This is a genomic window from Pseudomonas sp. LB3P25 (genome assembly GCF_054897985.1).
Genome location: NZ_CM142711.1, coordinates 6,437,208 through 6,455,407 on the forward strand (window position 1 = coordinate 6,437,208; position 18,200 = coordinate 6,455,407).

Consider the following 18,200-nt stretch of genomic DNA (forward strand, 5'->3'; position numbering starts at 1 on the left):
TGATTCAGTTTCAGGCAGGATCGAAACACGACTGCCCGAGTGAGAACCGTTCGCCGTCACAGTACGTGAAGACAGCCACTTGAAGACGAGACCTACCATGCGGATTATTCAAGCGACCCTCGAACACCTGGACCTGCTGACCCCGTTGTTCGTCAAATATCGCGAGTTTTATGGCTCCCTGGCTTATCCGGACTCGTCCCGTGCGTTCCTCGAGAAACGCCTGCGTCGCAAGGAGTCGGTGATCTACCTGGCCCTGGCCGATGACGACAGCAACAGACTGATGGGTTTCTGTCAGCTGTATCCGAGCTTTTCGTCCCTTTCGCTTAAACGCGTGTGGATCCTCAACGACATCTACGTCGCCGAAGAGGCCCGCCGCCAGTTGGTGGCCGACAACCTCATCCGCACCGCGAAGAAAATGGCCAAGGAAACCAACGCTGTACGCATGCGCGTTTCCACCAGCAGCAATAACGAAGTCGCGCGCAAAACCTACGAATCCATCGGGTTCAAGGAAGACACCGAGTTCAAGAACTACGTGCTGCCGATCAGCGACGAGCTGTAAGGTTCTGGGTGAGTAGGCAGGCTCTTGTGGCGAGGGAGCTTGCTCCCGCTGGAGTGAGAAGCACTCCCAAAACCCAAGTCCGCAGTGGGTCAGTTTTACGTCTGCTGCGCAGCCGAGCGGGAGCAAGCTCCCTCGCCACAGGGGTTTTGCAAAGCCGACAGATTCTAGTTGATCCCTCGAAATCCCCCGCTACAAACTCAACGCGCTTTTCACTTCTCAGCCCGTATAATGCCGACCTTTCCGGTTCGTAAGAAAAACTACACCCGTCTGTAGGCTTTCGCGAAGTCATCCGCACAGGCCTGCCGAGTCGGGCCGTCACTACAGGTGCTCTCCATGGATTTCAACCCGCTCGACATTATCCTGCATCTCGATGTGTACCTCGATTTGCTGGTAAACAACTACGGGCCATGGATTTACGCCATTTTGTTCCTGGTGATCTTCTGCGAAACCGGCCTGGTGGTGATGCCATTCCTGCCGGGCGATTCCCTGCTGTTCATCGCTGGCGCAGTAGCCGCCGGCGGCGGCATGGACCCGGTGCTGCTGGGTGGCCTGCTGATGCTGGCGGCAATCCTTGGCGACAGCACCAACTACCTGATCGGACGAACGGCCGGCGAGCGTTTATTCAGTAACCCGAACTCGAAAATCTTCCGCCGCGACTACCTGCAACAAACCCACGACTTCTACGACAAGCACGGCGGCAAAACGGTGACGTTGGCGCGTTTCATGCCGATCATTCGCACCTTTGCACCGTTTGTCGCCGGCGTGGCCAAAATGCCCTACCCGCGTTTCTTCGCCTTCAGCGTCCTCGGCACTATTCTGTGGGTGGGTGGCCTGGTGACCCTCGGTTACTTCTTCGGCAACGTACCGTTCATCAAAAAGAACCTGTCGCTGCTGGTAGTGGGCATCATCCTGCTGTCGCTGGTACCGATGATCATCGGCATGATCCGCAGTCGCCTTGCTAACGCCGCGTCCAAAGCCCAATCGCGCTGATTCACCATGTGGTCCCTGAGCGCCTGGCGTCGCCAGCGCACCCTGGCCAAGCATCCGATTGCCGACGACATGTGGCAGCGAGTGCGTCATCACTTGAGTTTTCTCGATGGCATCAGCGCCGCCGAAGACCAGTGGTTGCGCGAAGCCAGCGTGCTGTTCCTCCAGGACAAACACCTGACCGCCCTGCCCGGCGTCGAGCTCCACCAGGAGCAACACCTGCTGCTCGCCGCTCAGGCGCAACTACCGCTGCTGCACCTGGGCGATCTGAACTGGTATCAGGGTTTCCACGAAATCGTCCTCTATCCCGACGACTTCCTCAGCCCACAGCGCCATCGAGATGCCAGTGGTGTCGAGCACGAATGGGACGGAGAACACAGCGGCGAAGCCTGGCAGCAAGGCCCGATCATCCTCGCATGGCCCGGCGTGATGGCCAGCGGTGGCTGGGAAGGCTACAACCTGGTGATCCACGAACTCGCGCATAAACTCGACATGCTCAACGGCGACGCCAACGGCCTGCCGCCGCTGCACGCCGACATGCGGGTCAGCGACTGGGCCAAGGTCATGCAAGAGGCCTACGACGACCTCGACCGGCAACTGGACCGCAATCCCGACGCTGACACCGCCATCGACCCGTACGCCGCGGAAAACCCGGCCGAGTTCTTCGCGGTCACCAGCGAATACTTCTTCAGCGCCCCGGATTTGCTGCACGAGGCGTATCCTCTGGTCTATGAGCAGTTGAAGCTGTTTTATCGTCAGGACCCTCTGGCCCGGCTGCGGCAACTTCTGGCCGAAGACCCGGTCTATCAGGCACGCGACTAAGGTCTCTACGACCCTTGGATCGTGGCATCGGCGGCGGAATATGCCTATAATCGCCGCCACTTTTTGGTCAATCCGGCCAAGTGTTTTTGGTCAACTAACGGGGGCACCGCCCAATGAGCTACAGCAAGATTCCGGCTGGCAAAGACCTGCCGAACGACATCTACGTCGCGATCGAGATTCCGGCCAACCACGCGCCGATCAAATACGAAATCGACAAAGACAGCGATTGCCTGTTCGTTGACCGTTTCATGGCCACCCCGATGTTCTACCCGGCCAACTACGGTTTCATCCCGAACACCCTGGCTGACGACGGTGACCCCCTCGACGTGCTGGTCGTAACCCCTTACCCGGTTGCTCCAGGTTCGGTCCTGCGCGCCCGTCCGGTTGGCATCCTGCACATGACCGACGACGGCGGCGGCGATGCCAAAGTCATCGCAGTCCCACACGACAAGCTGTCCCAGCTGTACGTCGACGTGAAGGAATACACCGATCTGCCACCTCTGCTGCTGGAGCAGATCAAGCACTTCTTCGAGAACTACAAAGACCTCGAAAAAGGCAAATGGGTGAAGATCGAAGGTTGGGGCGACGCAGAAGCCGCTCGCACCGAGATCATGAAGTCGGTTGCTGCCTATAAAGGCTGATAGCCGCCTCTCACGAGCGGCTATAACGAAGAACCCCGGTTGATCCGGGGTTTTTTGTGGGCGTTTGAATATCATGTTCAACAGCACATTTAACTGGCGGGCAAACCGGTTTTTTCTAGTTTAATTTTTACAAAAGACGTCTTACATCAGGACTTAAATTTCACGCCAGATTTGAACGTTTTGTTGAATCAAAGCCTTATGCCGCAAGGCTAGACTCGTGTTTATGAAAAAGAACAAAACCTGCGGCCCACGATTCAGAATGCTCCTGAAAGAGCTACAAATCACGACAACGAGATTTGCCGAATTCCTGGGTATTTCCGACCCTCAAACTGTCCATAACTGGTATACCCGCGGAGTTCCTGACTACCGCATGGAAGATGTCGCCAGAAGACTGTCCGTGAACACTGAATGGCTGAAAACCGGCGAAGGACCGCAAGACGCCAGGGAATTGCATCTGATCGACGAATCCGGCAACACCTTCGACGCCCAGTCAATCCGGGGCACCTATCGGGTCATCGACCCAGTCGATATCGAACTACCCTTTTACAAAGAAGCGGCCACCGCCCCCGGCTCCGACAAAACCCATGTCATCAAAGACCCGAGCGAATCGATCCGCCTGCCGCGCAGCGACCTTGACTCCCTGGAAATCAACCACGCCGATGCCATCTGCGCCCGCATGGTTGGCAACAGCATGGCCGAAAAAATTGAAGATGGCTCCATCGTCGCCATCGACCGCGGGCTCACGCAAATTGTTGACGGAGAGATTTACGCAATCGAGCACGACGGCATGTTGCGCATCAAATACTTGAGCCGGGTACCAGGCAACGCGATACGCATGCGCAGCCACAACAGCTCCGAATACCCGGATGAAGTCTTCAGACCTCCACAAATCGAAGAACAAAACATTAGGGTTCTGGGATGGGTGTTCTGGTGGTCGACCCTGAATAAACGCAGGCCACCCATACCTTTTTTGTAAACACATAACTTTGTAGCAGCTGGCGAAGCCTGCGTACGGCTCGGGAATAGCTCTAGGTCGCACACCATGCTGGGAATTGTGCAAAAAAATCAGTATGCTGCGCCCCACATTTGCGCATCGACCCGCCCCGCGGCTCCGATCGCACCGACAAGGCAGATCACGCTCTCGCCGAGTCCCACAGCCGGACGCAAGATCCGGGTGTACGTTTTGAAGGCTGGCGCGGTTTACCAAAAATGAACCAAGCCAGTCCCCGAGAAGCCGGCCACAAGCCGGCTTTTTAATTGTCCGAAATAATCCTATCCCATCCGAGAATCCTGCCGATAGCCTAGCTATTGCGGGCGTCTCAAGCATTCCCCTGTCCGATGGTGCTCAACACCATTCGACCTCATCCGACGATGAAGTGGGGGGACAATTGGGGGGACAGAAGGGACGACAGGGAAAATCCAATGGGTAAGCTGAATCCGAAACAAGTCGAAAACCTGACCGAACCTGGCACCTACGAAGATGGTGACGGGCTTCGCTTGGTCGTCAAACCTACCGGGCGCAAATCCTGGCTACTTCGCTTCCAACTGGCAGGCCGCCGCAGAGAGATGGGCTTGGGCTCCTTTCCTGAAGTCAGCCTTAAGAAGGCCAGACAAGATGCCAGCACCAAACGCACCCAATTGAGCGATGGCATTGATCCCCTGGCAGCCAGAGACATAGAGCGCGCTGCTCAACGGGAAGCCCAACGTGCAAGCGAAGCCAAGCAACTTAAGTTCGAGATGCTCGCAACGGAATACCGTGATGCTCACGGCGCGGCGTGGTCGGAGAAATGGCGTAAAGGCTGGCTGCGAAAGCTAGAGCTGTATGCGTTTGATCACATAGGCAAGCTGTCAGCTGAAGACATCGGCACTCCCGAAGTGCTTAAGGTGTTGCAACCCATCTGGGCCACCAAGACCAGAACCGCTGACGAGGTGCGTGGGCAAATTGAGCAGGTTCTGGATGCCGCCAAGGCACGTAATCTACGACAAGGTGAGAACCCTGCTCGCTGGCGCGGGCATTTAGAGAATCTGTTGAGCCGTGCTGAAAAGAAGAAGGCTCGGAAGCGTGAGCACTTTGAAGCTTTACGTTGGCAGGATGTGCCGGAGCTGATGATAAAGCTCAGGGCAAACTCCACACCTCCGTCTTGGGCCGCTCAACTGCTGATCATGACCAGCGCACGTGCCCACATGGTCAGGTTCGCTCGTTGGGATGAGTTTGATTTGGAAGCTTGCACTTGGTCTCTTCCGGACGAGCGCATGAAAATGCGCGTGGCATTTGTCGTCCCGCTTGCCGAGGAGGCGATAAAGCTGGTGCGAAGCATTCCACGAACTGAAGGAGGCCCCTATCTGTTCCCAGGCCAGGGTAAGTCAGGAGTGATGCATACAAACGCCATACGCACGCTTCTGCACGGCATGGAGTACAAACACATCACTCGACACGGCTTTCGTTCTTCCTTTCGTGACTGGGCGGGTGAATGCACGCACTACCCACGTGAGGTTTGTGAAATGGCACTCGCACATGACGAACGCGACCAAACTGAAGGGGCGTACTCTCGCTCCGATTTCCTCGACAAGCGACGGGCACTCATGACAGATTGGGCTAAATTCATATGCAAGCCGCTGACTGAGAACACCCGAGCAACTAATTCAGTTTAAAAATATAAGCAGCTCCTTCGAAGCAGCTGCCTCAGCGACCGATTCAAGGACGATGAAATTTTGCAGATTCAACGCAACAAATTAAGAATTATTACACATACAAGTAACGACCCCAAAATAAAAAAGCCCTTCTCCATAGAGATCTCTCTAGACTTTGATAATTGGACTGCAACCCAAAAAACAAAACTAGAACTCATAATCGAGAAGTCCCCTTCCAAAGAAAAACCCTTCCTACCAAACCTAGCGGACTACCCCGAATACAAACACCTAGCCGCCCTTAACATAGAGAACGCAGCAAATGAAGTGCTTGAAATACTAATAAAACGATACATGATGCTTCGCAGAACCATTTCGAACGAAAACAAAATCAATCTTGATAAAATATTAGTAGAACGCACGAACACATACTCACACAACAACAAGGAACTAAAAAATAAATTAAAATCAATTCTAACAAAGGAAAAAAGCGCTACCTTCCAACATATAAAAAACGCTTACTCAAGCATATTTATCGCGATAGCTTACTACCAAGCACACGGAGCAGATATAGGAATAAAAATATTATTTTGCGGCATGCATATGCTTTATTCAGGAGACCAACGATACTTTAAAGAGGCAACCAAAACACGATCAGAGGTTGCGACAGAAGGAGGCCTTGCTCGCAAGGAGCACTACTTGGCCACCAAACAAAAAATTTGCGACCTTATTAACACACTAGCTCCGCACGAAGGCTGGACTCAAGAGTTAGATGCTTACAAAGCAATATTACCAGAAATAAAAAAATACATAGTAGAAAACAACGTAAGACGTCCCGCACTGAGCAACATCGAAAAGACATTGAGACGCTGGATAAAAAATGATCCTATCGTCTCCGCTGCCGTTAGGATCGCAAAACCTCCAATTCATTACATCTCTGATTGATATTAATGCTCTCTCGGCCGACCAACTGATCGCTCGCCAACCTTTGGCGAGTTCCCTTTACCAAATGTTCTTTTGTTCCCAGGCATGCAAGCACTTACATATCGATCCGCTTTGGTAAGGTAGATTGCTGCCATCCCTTTAAGACTGCTCAGCTTTTCCGCCTCACTGTAGTGAATCATCCCCACACCACAGTGCCTGTACTTAGCTTTATTCCCGTTGCAGTTATAATAAACGCCCTTCCCCTGAGTAATCACATTATTCCAGTACTCACCTATCAGCTTCGCAATGACAATATCCTGCCGCACCTTCGCCCCATCTAAAAAGAACATCATGTGGTAATGATGGCCTTTCTCTCTCCCGTACTCAAGCTTCCATACATACCCCACCATCCCCAGTTCAGGGCACTTATTTTTCAGATGGTCGATCAGCTCTATCCGATGCTGAGAAATCTGCTTCGTAACAATACGTAGCGCGTCCAATCTATCACTCAATCGGCTATAACCCTCAACTTCAAGCCTCCCCTTTCCATATGAGAAATCAACTCTCAAAACCAACAGTCGAGAATAACGTGCAAACAAAGAATCTATGTAACTCAACAAGCCCGAGTAGTTCTTATTAGCTGCCCGCACATGTGCGGACATTTCCCGCTTGAATGCCCCGCCAGATATCCACTCTCTCACTGCATCAACGAACCGATTTAGCCCACGAATACATTCAGGTAATTCTGCTCTCTCTATCTTGTATGGACTTGAAGGGTTTATTTTTCTATAACACTCACAAAACGCACTGACATAAGGATTGACCTTAAACAACACCATCCCTCTTTCAAGCTCAACATAGTTAATTGTAACCGCTGAGATAATACACTTTTCCGCTTTGCTTGACGCAATTCCGTCTCGACGCTTGAGCGACTCCACCCTAAAGATATCACCTGATGTTTTCTCCACCACACTTACAGCCCTCATGATCCTACTAACAGAATCAAACAGCATACCTTCTCCATTAGCAGATGAAGACTCTACGCACCTTATTGGATCATAAAAATCCTCATCGACCTTCTCCTTATAAACATCGACAAACTTCCATTCATTAAAACTCATAACCCCACCACACTCATAAACAATTATACGATCATAATCAATCAACAACTCATAGCTATTATCTAATAACATATAAACCAATATTCACATATCTCCTTCACCCCAGAGACTCCACGAATAAAAATCCAATGCACCACCCAAATCGAGACTTAATTAACTCAACCAATTTCTTAAGTTAGTACGCAAAACGACTTATATCTAGACGGGCTTATACTGAGTTTTTTTCTAAACTCAACTCCCCCCCAAAGTGCTATCAACCAGTGATTCAATCCATTTGTTAATGCTCGATTCCAACCAGCCTACCGCTGAACTACCAATTTTCATTGGTTTGGGGAACGAGTGGTCGTAACGCGGCGAAGCAGGGTTCATCCGGTCATATATCGTTGACCGCGACAACCCCACACGATCCAGCACCTGCTTTAGGCGTAAAACCCTGGGATGGGTAGTGCTACTTCCTGCCATTTCTTGAGCTCCAGACTGCGTTGGTACGCGATGGAACCACTCTAAAGGGTTTCCCTCGTCCAGAAAATTACCGGTGCTTATGTAGAAGTTTTACAGAGTCGCGCCAACACACCAGGCGGGTGCCCACGGCTGTTTACCTCGCGAGCGCGCGCGTATACGGGTACGTGCATGCGTGCACGCATTGGCTCGTCCGAGAGTTAGTTCTCAGACATGGGACTTAGTTCTCATGGTCAATTTCCAGCAGAAAATATCTTTCCTTCACCTTGTCCAACTCGATCTGAGCCAGTCCTGCAAGATCCGAACAGATTCCAGAGCGCCACTCGCAAGCACAATTCGAGCCATAATCGAGATTGAAAATCCCTCAAAATTCGCAGCCAACGAAATTTCAGTCATACATCACAACCCTGTACCTCTGCGTATCTAGCATCCCTCCACACTCGAAAGCTCACCATTCAAACGGATCGCCTAGGCGATCCGTTTGATGAGCTCTATGCCGGTGCAATGACTTCATCCCGACTCTCTCCATAGGAACCCTGGACATGACCACTCAATGCCCACGCTGTCACTCCAGCACTGTCATCACCAAGGATTTCGCCAGGAAAGTCGGCGCCCTTATCGGCACCGTCAGTGGCACAGCCCAAGGTGTCACAGCCTCTATGGGTGGCGCCGAGGTTGGCGCTGTCATCGGCGGCGTGGCCGGCCCCGCTGGTGTCGTTGCTGGCGGTATGGTCGGGGCCATTCTCGGTGGATTAGCCGGAGCGGCGACCGGCTGTATCGCGGGCGCCAAACTTGGCGAAGTCATCGATGAACGGGTTTTGGACAATTACAGTTGTCTCGACTGCGGACTGTCATTTAGCAGCCGTCATTCCACTTAAGCTGTCCATCTCCCGCTTTACGCAACTGCTGCCCCCATCTGATCCATCACTACCCCCTCTCAAATACCATCCAGCACGTCGACTAATCCCTGCTGAACGCTCAGCGGCCTCGTCGTGCGCCTATGATAAGGAATCATTTCTATGGCTCATCTCGTCGAACAAATGGCCTACGTTGGCGCTACCCCTTGGCATGGTCTGGGTAACCGCCTGACTCAAAAACAACCGCTGGAAGTCTGGCAGCGCGAAGCCGGCATGAACTGGCAAATCCAGGACAGCCCAGTGCATTTCAAATCAGACACTATCGGCACCCTAGGCTCGATCCATTCCTTTCCGGAACAGAAGGTGCTGTATCGCTCCGACACCAAAGCGCCGTTATCGGTGGTATCTAATCGCTATCAAGTGGTACAGCCGCGTGAAGTCCTGGAGTTCTACCGGGACCTCACCGAGGTCTCAGGGTATGAACTGGAAACTGCCGGAGTGCTTAAAGGTGGACGCAAGTTCTGGGCGCTTGCCAGGACTGGCCAAGAGACCGCGCTGAAGGGGAATGATCAAGTGAACGGCTATCTGCTACTGGCCACCTCCTGTGACGGCACACTAGCCACCACTGCGACTCCCACCACTGTTCGCGTGGTCTGCAATAACACACTGACTATCTCTCTGAACGGAACCACCCGCGCCATCAAAGTCCCGCACAGCACGCGCTTTGATTCGCAGGCAGTAAAAAAACAACTAGGCATTGCCGTCTCGCAATGGGACGAATTCATGTATCGGATGCGCGCACTCGCGGAACGTAAGGTTCAGTGGACTGAGGCCATGGGCTTCTTCATGGACGTGCTATGCGACACCAGCGCGCATGATCCCATTCCCAATGTACTGCCCAACAAACGAGCAATGGAGAAGGTACAAAGCCTGTACGAAGGTAAAGGCCGAGGATCTAATATGGCATCCGCTCGCGGTACAGCATGGGGCTTGCTGAACGCCGTGACTGAATATGTGGATCATGAAAGACGCGCCAGGAGCTCTGAGTATCGAATGGATTCGGCATGGTTTGGGCAAGGTGCAGTAATCAAACAGAAGGCTCTCGATGCAGCCTTACAACTCGTTGCATGAACCATCGGACCCCATTACTGCCAAGCGATCTCGCCTAAAGGGGGGTCGGATCATTTAATCCCGACACCCACCTTCCAGTAACTTCGCCACCCACCCTCCAGTGCTTTCACGCGTTCGGATAGGAATACCAGCATGAAATATCCCAAGCTCAAAGCCGGTGAAACACCCGACACTTATGTCATGGAGTCTCCGGTCACCGAGGCCGACATCCTGCAGATGGCTCAACAACTCGCGATGTATCGTCTGTCTAAAGGTCGGGCGCTGACTGAACGTAGACTCGTCTTCAGTCACCTAGAAACGCTGCTGCAATTCCATGAACACGAACTCTTTGCTCTATTACTGCTAGATACCGAGCACCGGGTTATTGGTTTCAGGGAACTATTCAGGGGCGCATTGGAGGTTGCCTGCGTGTCCCCTCGGGAGGCGGTCAAGATCGCCCTGGAACATAACGCAGCAGCCGTGATCCTAGTGCATAACCATCCTTCTAGCGATTCCGCGCCCAGCCAAGCTGATTGCGCATTGACCCCAACCCTCAAAAACGCTCTCAACATGATTGGCACCCAGATATTGGATCATGTCGTGGTAGGCCGGGGAGGCTGCATCTCACTGGTCGAACAAGGTTGCCGTTAAACCGAGAGTTTAATCATTCTGTTCGACAGACTGCCCTTGGCCGACGCTGGGGCGGTCTTCGACCGCACTCGTCCGCCAGGTCATGCTTTTTTTTGTCAGTACAATTACCCAAAGCATCGACCCAAAGCATCCATGAAACTAATTCGCGAATCAGGCTGAAGCTATGTGGCCTGAGCCCTATGGAATATAGGACTCAAGCACGGCGGGCATAGAAGGCGTCCAAATTTTCGGGGTCAGATCAAAATACGCGGACACCATCGCCCTTACCGGCCGAGCGAAGAAGGTGTGTTCGCCGGTCCCTTACAGCAGAGAAACGAGAATCCCAACTTGATGGGTGATGTTCGGTCGCGGTAGGAATCGCAGTTCCCCCAACATTGACGCACTCGTCATTGAGGACTGCTGCCTTTGATGGCCGAGATTTTAAAGCGTTAGGGATTTCGTATAGGATCTAGTGCTGCTCGCTGATTCGGGTAATTGGGCATTGAGTCAACGAACGGTTCCATTGCCCAACGTTCATCACATGCACCTCAAAAGACTTGTTCCAGCCGCGCTTTGCACCTGCCAACCACTCAGTTTTCCATAACCGCTCTTTCAGACCATTAAGTTGAGCAGGCTCAAGGGTGCTCAGACCGATCACTGTGATGTACTTCAACGGCTTTTCCGCGATCCCCCGATCCATGCCGAGAATGATCAGGCTGTCACGAAGTTTGGGAAACAGGTGTTTTTCAATTAGCTCGTTGCTCAACAACGTATGTAGAAAATTTTTCTGCTGTTGATCTCGGTGCTGCTCAGGAATATCGCCACTATCGGGATCCTTCACCTCGACAAGCCACAGCTGATTACTCCACTCGACGACAAAATCGACGCCACCTTTCAGTAAATGCGTCAGCCCTCGGGCTTCCTCATCCAGCTTGATGACCTGCATTGCTGCAGAGAAATCAAAGAACAGATCGTCCTCTCGCCATAGTGGATGGGTCTCCCAAAGAGTCATTTCGCGCCTCCCAGCGACTTTTGAATTTCTAGGTCATATAGCCGCTGGTACTCCTCAGCGATCTTGTTCGGCTGGATGTCCTCGTAGCCTGAAAAGGCATGTGATATCACACCGTCATCCTTGGTCAGTTCCAGCGCGAAGTACCGCGTTGGCACCTCAGCCTTGGCGTAGTCCAACTCACGAAGAAAGGCATAGTTGTGCGTTGACACGAATACCTGCACGCCACGCTCAGCCAGCATCAACAGTATTTTGGCAACGTCCTTCATCAGCGATGGATTGAGGTTCGCTTCGGGCTCATCCCAGAACAATGTGTTATTGGCAAAAAGAGAGCCGTTGTGAATCAACTGCCAGATCAATGCCAACTTGCGGTGCCCCTCGGCCACCAGTGAAATTTCCAGCTTTTTGTTGCCGGCACTGAGGTGAAACTCATCACCGACAACCGAAACCTTGCCGCCGACCGTCTTGCGGATGAATTCCAAAAGCGGCTGCTCATCCTTTAGCGGCATTCCCTTACGTGTAGGTAGGTAAGCCTGCTTGATGATGTCGTAGTAGATCTCTTCGAAAGCCAACTCGTACTTGTCATAGAGGGAAATGAACCCCGGGGCGAACGACAGTACCTCCTTGACTGGAATAAATACCGGCGAACGCTCAACATTCCAACGTCCTTGCAACTCGAAGGTCTGGTGCCGGGTCGTGTCGAAAAGCAAAGAAAGCGCTTGATCATCGACTGTTCGCAAGATGACCTGCGCTGCCCTGCCGCCACGCTTACGATTGACAAGACGCGAAATTCGGCCACCACTAGGACGGAATACAGTCGCGAGTTTCTTGTGCAAGGCCGACGCATCATGGCCGGCCATCTGCAACGTGTAGATAAGCTTCATGATGTGAGTCTTACCGGTGCCATTGGCACCGATCAGTACATTGATACCCGGCACCCAGTCGAACTGTGCGCTTTTGAACGCCGTGAAGTTTTCCAGTTTCAACTGCTTGAACATAGCGACTCCTAGTCAATCGTTTTTTGCGTGTTCCAAAAATGTGTCCGTCACCTTTTGGTCTCATAGACTGAACCCAAAGCGGACGTAGCCCACTGTCTATTATGCGGACACCATCGTCCTGAGCGTTAGGATCAGAAAGGTGTATTGTCCGGATGCCTATGGCGAACGGGGGGGCAATGTGATGCCGGAAAGACTTGGCCGTATCACCAGATGCGCACCTCTCGACTCCGCCCTGGCGTGGTAACGATTATTTGCGTGGCCGTTTTCGTGTGCAGTTTGTCGTCAGGTTCTGAGATTAAATCTGCCCCTCCTGAACAGAATAAGCCCCTGGAGCCCAGGGGAAATACCGCACCCGAAAACTCTGACAGAAAGTGTCAATTGCAACCATTGGCTCCGCAAATTACGAGTGACTATCTTCGCCACTCGCCTCGGGGGCGATCGCCTCCCACATCAGCCAGAGACAGACGCCACCAACCGGCCCTCTCTCAGCTCCAACCGCCTATCACGCATCAGTTGCTTGATTCTTTCTTCCAGCAGCGCGGCCAAAGCCGAGCAGTCTTAATGCTCCGGAGATGGCGTCCTCATGGCTCATGGAGAAGCCCGAGATGATAATTTCTATCAGGGCCCGATCAAGCTCTTCCGGTGCGACCCACTCTAGCTTGCGCTCGGCGGATTCCCAATGCGCCCGGCTGCGGATGACAACGGGGCGACTCTCGACCAGGTGGAGAAATTCGCCACGGCGCAGGAAGTGCTTCTGCTTGATGCCCAGGCCAATGGCGTGCTCCACGGCGGCGGTGATTCGAGAGCCTTGGCGGGTCACCCCGAAAGCGTCCATGAGTCGTCGGGTGACTTCCACTGAATGCACCGGTGATTCGACGTCGACCACCGTACGAATCATCCGCAGCAGGTGCTCGGCCTGCTGTTGATGCAGTTCCACTTGGGTGGTCACGGCAGAGAGCAGGGCCTTTTCGTAAGGCTGGCTGACGACCGGTTCGGCTTCGACAACGGTTTCGTCGCGGAGAATTTCATGCGGGGGCTCGATCAAAACTTCTGTGGCCGAGATTTTCCGGCGGTTGGCAATACGTTCGCGGGCTGCCTCGATAGCCGCCACCGTGCGGATGATTTCTTGCCGAGGATTGCGGAACCAGTCGGTGCTCCAGATACGATGGAAGTTCCAACCCAAGCCTTCAAGCACTCCCTGGCGCAGCCGGTCACGATCACGCGCGGAGCGCGAGCTGTGATAGGCCGCGCCGTCGCATTCGACGGCCAGCACATAGCGGCCAGGGAACTCAGGGTCTCTCACGGCGAGGTCAATGAAGTAACCAGCGGTGCCAACTTGCGGTTCTACCTGGTAGTCGAGATCGCGCAAGGCGCGGATGACTTCGTCCTCAAAGGGCGAGTCCGTGGCCTTGCCGGTTTCCTCAGCGACTTCCAGCTCACCCGTTTCCGCGTACTTGAGAAAGTTCTTCAGGGCCCGTACGCCGTGATTGGCACTGGCATCGATGTCCAGCTCATCGCCACGGAAGTTACAGAACACGCGCATCGCCAACTTGGCCCGCGTGATCAGTACGTTGAGCCGACGATGCCCGCCGTCTTTATTGAGCGGGCCAAACTCACGAGCGATACGACCGGATTCATTGCGGCCATAACCGATGCTGATGAAGATCACGTCACGCTCATCACCCTGAATGTTTTCGAGGTTTTTGACGAAGTACCGCTCGCTGCTGCCCTGTGCGGTGAAAAACGCTTCGGCCTGAGGTGTCTTGCGCCGTAGCAGCTCAACCTCATCTCCGATCAGATCACGCTGGTGAACGCTGAACGCGGCAACGCCCAAGGAAAGTTCCGGTGTTTCAAGCGCATGCTTCATCACCGCGCGGGCGACTGCTTTGGCCTCTTCTTTATTGGTTCGTGTGCGACCACGATCATAAAGGGCGTGAGGCAGGTAATCGAAGCTCACGCCCTTGGCATGCGGATGCTGACCCGCAGAGGGAAATACCACCAGTTTGCTTTCATAGAATTCCACGTTTGAGACAGCGATGAGTGACTCATGTCGGCTACGGTAGTGCCAGCGCAGATATCGCTCCTGGCTGCCCGCAGCCTTGAACAAGCTGAGAATACTTTCGATATCAGCTGTGCTCTCCGCATCCTCGCTATTGGGAGCCACCTCGCGGCCGAACAAATCGCTGGGCGGCATCTGCCTTGTATCACCAACTACTACTACTTGTTTGCCCCGCAGAATCGCTCCAAACGCATCCACTGCCTTGACCTGAGAAGCCTCATCGAACACCACTACATCGAATGCCAGTTTTCCAGGAGGCAGGAAATTGGCGATGGACATCGGGCTCATCATGAATACTGGCTTGATTTGCTGAATTGCTCGGCCGGCTTTATCAATCAGTTGGCGGATAGGAATGTGCCGACGTTTTTTATTCAGCTCTACGCGCAAAATTGCCATTTCGCCCGGCTGATTCACATTCGGCATATGCTCCCACACCTGCCGAGCTAGAAAAGTTTGCGCATGGTTCAACGAATCGGCATCGAGGGCTTTGAACCTGGCGATCTGATGCTCGTGCTTAATACGATCAAATTGCTGTAGTGCCGGTTTTTCGGCGTAGGCCTTCTGCACAAGCCCGGAGTACCAGGAAAAGTCTAGAATTGCGGGTAGCTGATCCGGCGTTTCACTGTGGAATGCGATGCTCAGCAGCTCCCCCAGTTGGGCCTGACGTACTTCGTTCGACAACACATTGAGACGGGACATATGGTAGAGCGCCCCTAGGCTGGCCTGCCACAGCTGCAAGCGTGCACCTAGGGCCGACAGATCCAGCGTGCGTAAGGACTGGGCGGTATCATCCGGCATACTGATGACTTCCAGACTGGCTAATAATGCTTGATCAAGGCCGGCAAGATGTCCCTCAATATCACTAACCGTCTCTCCAAGTCCGCTGGCGTCCGAGTGCCCGGCGAGGAATGCAATGATCCCCTGTGGTACATGACCATTTCCGAGGTCTTCGTAGAGCCTGACAACCCAAGCACTGACGCGTTCGAGTACCGCCCAATCAGACTGCTGACGCTGCCATTGAGCACCGAAAAGGGCACTGCCCAGCCCCTCGTATTGTTGATAAACCTTCTGGCTTTGTTGATAGGCCAGAACCGAATCGACCAGAGTGAGTTGCTCGGCGGTACTGCCAGGAAGCACACCTTGTGCAAGCCCTTGCAAACGAGCCTTAGCTGCACGATAGCGCCCAGAAAATATCTTCCACCACTTGCCACCGTAGGCCAGCAGGTTCTGCCGTACCTCTAACAGATCCTGCCCCCACGCGGCCTCGACCAACTGAGTGCCGTGGTCGGCCTTGCATGTGCTCATGCGCTGGCCGGCTTCGAGCAACTCGCGAATCGCATCGCGGCGCAACTGCCAGTCACCTGTACTCAGCTCTACACCTTGCAAACGAGGCGCTTCGGCCGCTCGTCTTGCAGCGCGACAGATGACATCAACATCAGCGAGGGTGGCGGGCTGACTCAGCATCAGACGAATCGATAGGGCCTTGGCAGCGGCGTCCAGCGCGGCCAAATGTGTACTTGCCCGCTGCAGTGCATCGTTCGCGCTGCTTTGTTCAATGGGAGAGAAATAAGTTCGTTTGCTTCCCCAGAACGGACTCTGATCCGGACGCCCCATTTCTTTAAGATGAAGCGCCAACTCGTCAATCAGTTCGCGGCGCTTTTGCTGATCGGCTTGAGTCCAGGCCGCCATTGGCGCGAAGGGAATCGTTTGCAATACGCCACAGTTGCTCTTGAGCTTGAGGTAACGACCAAGCACCTCGACAAAATCCATGCCGCTTGCACCTACAGGAGCGCTCACCGCTTCGCAATAGCGGTTCAAGTTACCTTGCAGCTCCGCAAGGTTGGCCAAATCATCTTCCCCCACCTTCGTCAGCGGGCGGCCCTGCTCAAGTGTGCGACCCAACTCCTTAAGCACCGATTGCTTGGTTGACTTGTGGCTATGCAACTCCAGTACTGCATCTCCCAGGTTACACTCGTCAAGACGACGTTTGACCACCTCAAGAGCGACCATTTTTTCGGCCACGAATAAAACGGTTTTTTTCTGGGCAATCAGCTCCGCGATGATGTTCGTGATGGTCTGTGACTTACCGGTGCCTGGAGGTCCCTGGATAACCAGGTTAGCTCCCTCTCGCACCTCAAGAATTGCTTCAGTTTGACTGCTGTCCGCATCTTTAACGAATCGCACTTCCCCAGGCTGGAGAACCGAGTCAATGTTCACATCCTCGGCATAAGCTGGCCGCTGATCACCGAAACCGCCCCCAAGCAATCGGTTTATTACTGGGTGAGCATCGGGCTGCTGGTCTTCCGGCCAACTCTTTGGGTCCAAGTCCTTGAACATTAGAAACTTGCCGAAGGAGAAGAAACCAAGGGAGGCCTCGTTTGTTGATACCTTCCAGCGGGGCTGCTTACTCATCATTTCTGTGACTTCAGCATAAAAAGCATCAAGGCTGCCGTCTGCGGTAAAGTATTCCTCACTGAAGTCGCAAGCCGCTAGATCAATGCCAAAATCGGTCCTGAGCTTTGCGATCAACGACAGGTTAGGCATTAATTCTTCGCCAGAATACTTGAGCTTGAAGACATCCTTTGCACCGCTACGCTCAAGAGTCACCGGCAACAACACCAAGGGGGCCTTGCGTAGAATTTCCGAACTGTCCGCCTCATACCAATGCAGAAAACCCAGCGCTAGAAATAGGGTGTTCACCCCTTGTTCCTCGACGAACTCGCGAGCCTCAGAGTGAACTCTGAGCAGTTGCAGAAATAGGCGCTCCTCATCCAGTGCAGTCTGCAACTTCGTATCTGTATGCTTTCGTGCCCGACCCGACTCGTCAATTTCGTCGCCAGCAGTGTCCCATTCGCCCAGACTATCGAGTTCATGCAGCAGCAATTCATCGGTTGCCGCATCGTCAGCCTCCACAACCTCTGACGGGTTAGCTTTAGCCAATGCAGCCTGTTTCTGGCGCCCCATTGGCAAAAAGCTCATGGCCTTTTCCTGCCGGTAAAGCAGATCAAACACTGTCTCAGACAGCTCATCTACTATCGCCAGAGTCCTGGCCGAGGCGCGGAAATTCAACATGGAATTGCGAAGACCGATATCAAGCAATTCCTTGCGGCTACCATGCAGCTTTTGACTGATCCCTGAACTCATGAGAACTCTCTTGAAACGTGGTCGATGCTGGAACGAAGCGGGAAGCCGTCTCTTGATAGAAGGCGCTTGGATCATGAACGACGATCATGACCATGACAACGGAGTATTTGTGGTGATTACGCAAAAGGCTCAGCGACCTTTCAGCTCGACATCACTGAGCAAACTCAGTACACATCCTGACGTTAATCGATCAAACGATGCTATCAAGTGAAAGCTTCTGCTTTCCAAGCCGCTCATGCAGCTCAATGGTCC

Annotated in this window: 15 protein-coding genes; 10 read left to right on the plus strand and 5 right to left on the minus strand. The window is 53.3% G+C overall.

The window, feature by feature from the left end; genetic code table 11:
• Positions 1-97 precede the first annotated feature (97 nt).
• From ACYZTW_RS29675 to ACYZTW_RS29705, 7 genes are all read left to right on the plus strand, one after another.
• Positions 98-559: a GNAT family N-acetyltransferase gene (locus tag ACYZTW_RS29675; protein ID WP_462002872.1), complete on the plus strand. Its 462-nt coding sequence runs from the start codon at positions 98-100 to the stop codon at positions 557-559.
• A gap of 333 nt (positions 560-892) precedes the next feature.
• Positions 893-1,549, plus strand: a complete 657-nt coding sequence (locus ACYZTW_RS29680; protein ID WP_462002873.1) for a DedA family protein — start codon at positions 893-895, stop codon at positions 1,547-1,549.
• A gap of 6 nt (positions 1,550-1,555) precedes the next feature.
• Positions 1,556-2,368 carry a M90 family metallopeptidase gene (locus tag ACYZTW_RS29685; RefSeq protein WP_462002875.1) on the plus strand — a complete coding sequence of 271 codons (813 nt, stop codon included), beginning with the start codon at positions 1,556-1,558 and terminating at the stop codon, positions 2,366-2,368.
• Between the two features lie 113 nt (positions 2,369-2,481).
• Positions 2,482-3,009 carry an inorganic diphosphatase gene (gene ppa, locus ACYZTW_RS29690; protein ID WP_462002876.1) on the plus strand — a complete coding sequence of 176 codons (528 nt, stop codon included), beginning with the start codon at positions 2,482-2,484 and terminating at the stop codon, positions 3,007-3,009.
• Positions 3,010-3,232: 223 nt separating this feature from the next.
• The gene (locus ACYZTW_RS29695) at positions 3,233-3,985 is read left to right on the plus strand and encodes a S24 family peptidase (RefSeq protein ID WP_462002877.1); all 753 of its coding nucleotides are present in this window, start codon (positions 3,233-3,235) and stop codon (positions 3,983-3,985) included.
• Positions 3,986-4,431: 446 nt separating this feature from the next.
• Entirely contained in the window at positions 4,432-5,661 is a 1,230-nt protein-coding gene (locus ACYZTW_RS29700) for a tyrosine-type recombinase/integrase (protein WP_462002878.1), read from the plus strand.
• A 60-nt stretch (positions 5,662-5,721) separates the two neighbouring features.
• Positions 5,722-6,582, plus strand: coding sequence for a hypothetical protein (locus tag ACYZTW_RS29705; protein WP_462002879.1), 861 nt, complete (start codon positions 5,722-5,724; stop codon positions 6,580-6,582).
• Between the two features lie 2 nt (positions 6,583-6,584).
• On the opposite strand, the gene ACYZTW_RS29710 is transcribed toward ACYZTW_RS29705, so the two are convergent.
• Positions 6,585-7,754, minus strand: a complete 1,170-nt coding sequence (locus tag ACYZTW_RS29710; protein ID WP_462005865.1) for a YagK/YfjJ domain-containing protein — start codon at positions 7,752-7,754, stop codon at positions 6,585-6,587.
• Positions 7,755-7,913: 159 nt separating this feature from the next.
• Entirely contained in the window at positions 7,914-8,144 is a 231-nt protein-coding gene (locus ACYZTW_RS29715; protein WP_462002880.1) for a helix-turn-helix transcriptional regulator, read from the minus strand.
• A 539-nt stretch (positions 8,145-8,683) separates the two neighbouring features.
• Here ACYZTW_RS29715 and ACYZTW_RS29720 point away from each other — a divergent pair.
• The 3 genes from ACYZTW_RS29720 to ACYZTW_RS29730 all read left to right on the plus strand — a co-directional run bounded on the left by ACYZTW_RS29720 (position 8,684) and on the right by ACYZTW_RS29730 (position 10,759).
• Complete coding sequence (locus ACYZTW_RS29720; protein WP_462002881.1) at positions 8,684-9,019, plus strand: hypothetical protein; 336 nt, start codon at positions 8,684-8,686, stop codon at positions 9,017-9,019.
• A 141-nt stretch (positions 9,020-9,160) separates the two neighbouring features.
• Entirely contained in the window at positions 9,161-10,129 is a 969-nt protein-coding gene (locus ACYZTW_RS29725; protein WP_462002883.1) for a DUF932 domain-containing protein, read from the plus strand.
• Positions 10,130-10,261: 132 nt separating this feature from the next.
• Positions 10,262-10,759 carry a JAB domain-containing protein gene (locus ACYZTW_RS29730; protein ID WP_462002884.1) on the plus strand — a complete coding sequence of 166 codons (498 nt, stop codon included), beginning with the start codon at positions 10,262-10,264 and terminating at the stop codon, positions 10,757-10,759.
• A 448-nt stretch (positions 10,760-11,207) separates the two neighbouring features.
• On the opposite strand, the gene ACYZTW_RS29735 is transcribed toward ACYZTW_RS29730, so the two are convergent.
• From ACYZTW_RS29735 to ACYZTW_RS29745, 3 genes are all read right to left on the minus strand, one after another.
• Positions 11,208-11,750 carry a hypothetical protein gene (locus ACYZTW_RS29735; protein ID WP_462002885.1) on the minus strand — a complete coding sequence of 181 codons (543 nt, stop codon included), beginning with the start codon at positions 11,748-11,750 and terminating at the stop codon, positions 11,208-11,210.
• Positions 11,747-12,745: an AAA family ATPase gene (locus ACYZTW_RS29740; RefSeq protein ID WP_462002886.1), complete on the minus strand. Its 999-nt coding sequence runs from the start codon at positions 12,743-12,745 to the stop codon at positions 11,747-11,749. The genes ACYZTW_RS29735 and ACYZTW_RS29740 overlap by 4 nt, the downstream gene beginning before the upstream one ends.
• Positions 12,746-13,247: 502 nt before the next feature.
• Positions 13,248-17,948 (minus strand): DUF3320 domain-containing protein, encoded by a 4,701-nt coding sequence (locus tag ACYZTW_RS29745; protein WP_462002887.1) that lies wholly within the window; start codon positions 17,946-17,948, stop codon positions 13,248-13,250.
• Positions 17,949-18,200 lie beyond the last annotated feature (252 nt).

What these genes read in the sequence shown, in the direction of transcription:
- ACYZTW_RS29675 (WP_462002872.1), top strand. Translation starts at nt 98, where the DNA reads ATGCGGATTATTCAAGCGACCCTCGAACACCTGGACCTGCTGACCCCG.
- ACYZTW_RS29680 (WP_462002873.1), top strand. Translation starts at nt 893, where the DNA reads ATGGATTTCAACCCGCTCGACATTATCCTGCATCTCGATGTGTACCTC.
- ACYZTW_RS29685 (WP_462002875.1), top strand. Translation starts at nt 1,556, where the DNA reads ATGTGGTCCCTGAGCGCCTGGCGTCGCCAGCGCACCCTGGCCAAGCAT.
- ppa (WP_462002876.1), top strand. Translation starts at nt 2,482, where the DNA reads ATGAGCTACAGCAAGATTCCGGCTGGCAAAGACCTGCCGAACGACATC.
- ACYZTW_RS29695 (WP_462002877.1), top strand. Translation starts at nt 3,233, where the DNA reads ATGAAAAAGAACAAAACCTGCGGCCCACGATTCAGAATGCTCCTGAAA.
- ACYZTW_RS29700 (WP_462002878.1), top strand. Translation starts at nt 4,432, where the DNA reads ATGGGTAAGCTGAATCCGAAACAAGTCGAAAACCTGACCGAACCTGGC.
- ACYZTW_RS29710 (WP_462005865.1), bottom strand. Translation starts at nt 7,754, where the DNA reads ATGTTATTAGATAATAGCTATGAGTTGTTGATTGATTATGATCGTATA.
- ACYZTW_RS29715 (WP_462002880.1), bottom strand. Translation starts at nt 8,144, where the DNA reads ATGGCAGGAAGTAGCACTACCCATCCCAGGGTTTTACGCCTAAAGCAG.
- ACYZTW_RS29720 (WP_462002881.1), top strand. Translation starts at nt 8,684, where the DNA reads ATGACCACTCAATGCCCACGCTGTCACTCCAGCACTGTCATCACCAAG.
- ACYZTW_RS29725 (WP_462002883.1), top strand. Translation starts at nt 9,161, where the DNA reads ATGGCTCATCTCGTCGAACAAATGGCCTACGTTGGCGCTACCCCTTGG.
- ACYZTW_RS29730 (WP_462002884.1), top strand. Translation starts at nt 10,262, where the DNA reads ATGAAATATCCCAAGCTCAAAGCCGGTGAAACACCCGACACTTATGTC.
- ACYZTW_RS29735 (WP_462002885.1), bottom strand. Translation starts at nt 11,750, where the DNA reads ATGACTCTTTGGGAGACCCATCCACTATGGCGAGAGGACGATCTGTTC.
- ACYZTW_RS29740 (WP_462002886.1), bottom strand. Translation starts at nt 12,745, where the DNA reads ATGTTCAAGCAGTTGAAACTGGAAAACTTCACGGCGTTCAAAAGCGCA.
- ACYZTW_RS29745 (WP_462002887.1), bottom strand. Translation starts at nt 17,948, where the DNA reads ATGAGTTCAGGGATCAGTCAAAAGCTGCATGGTAGCCGCAAGGAATTG.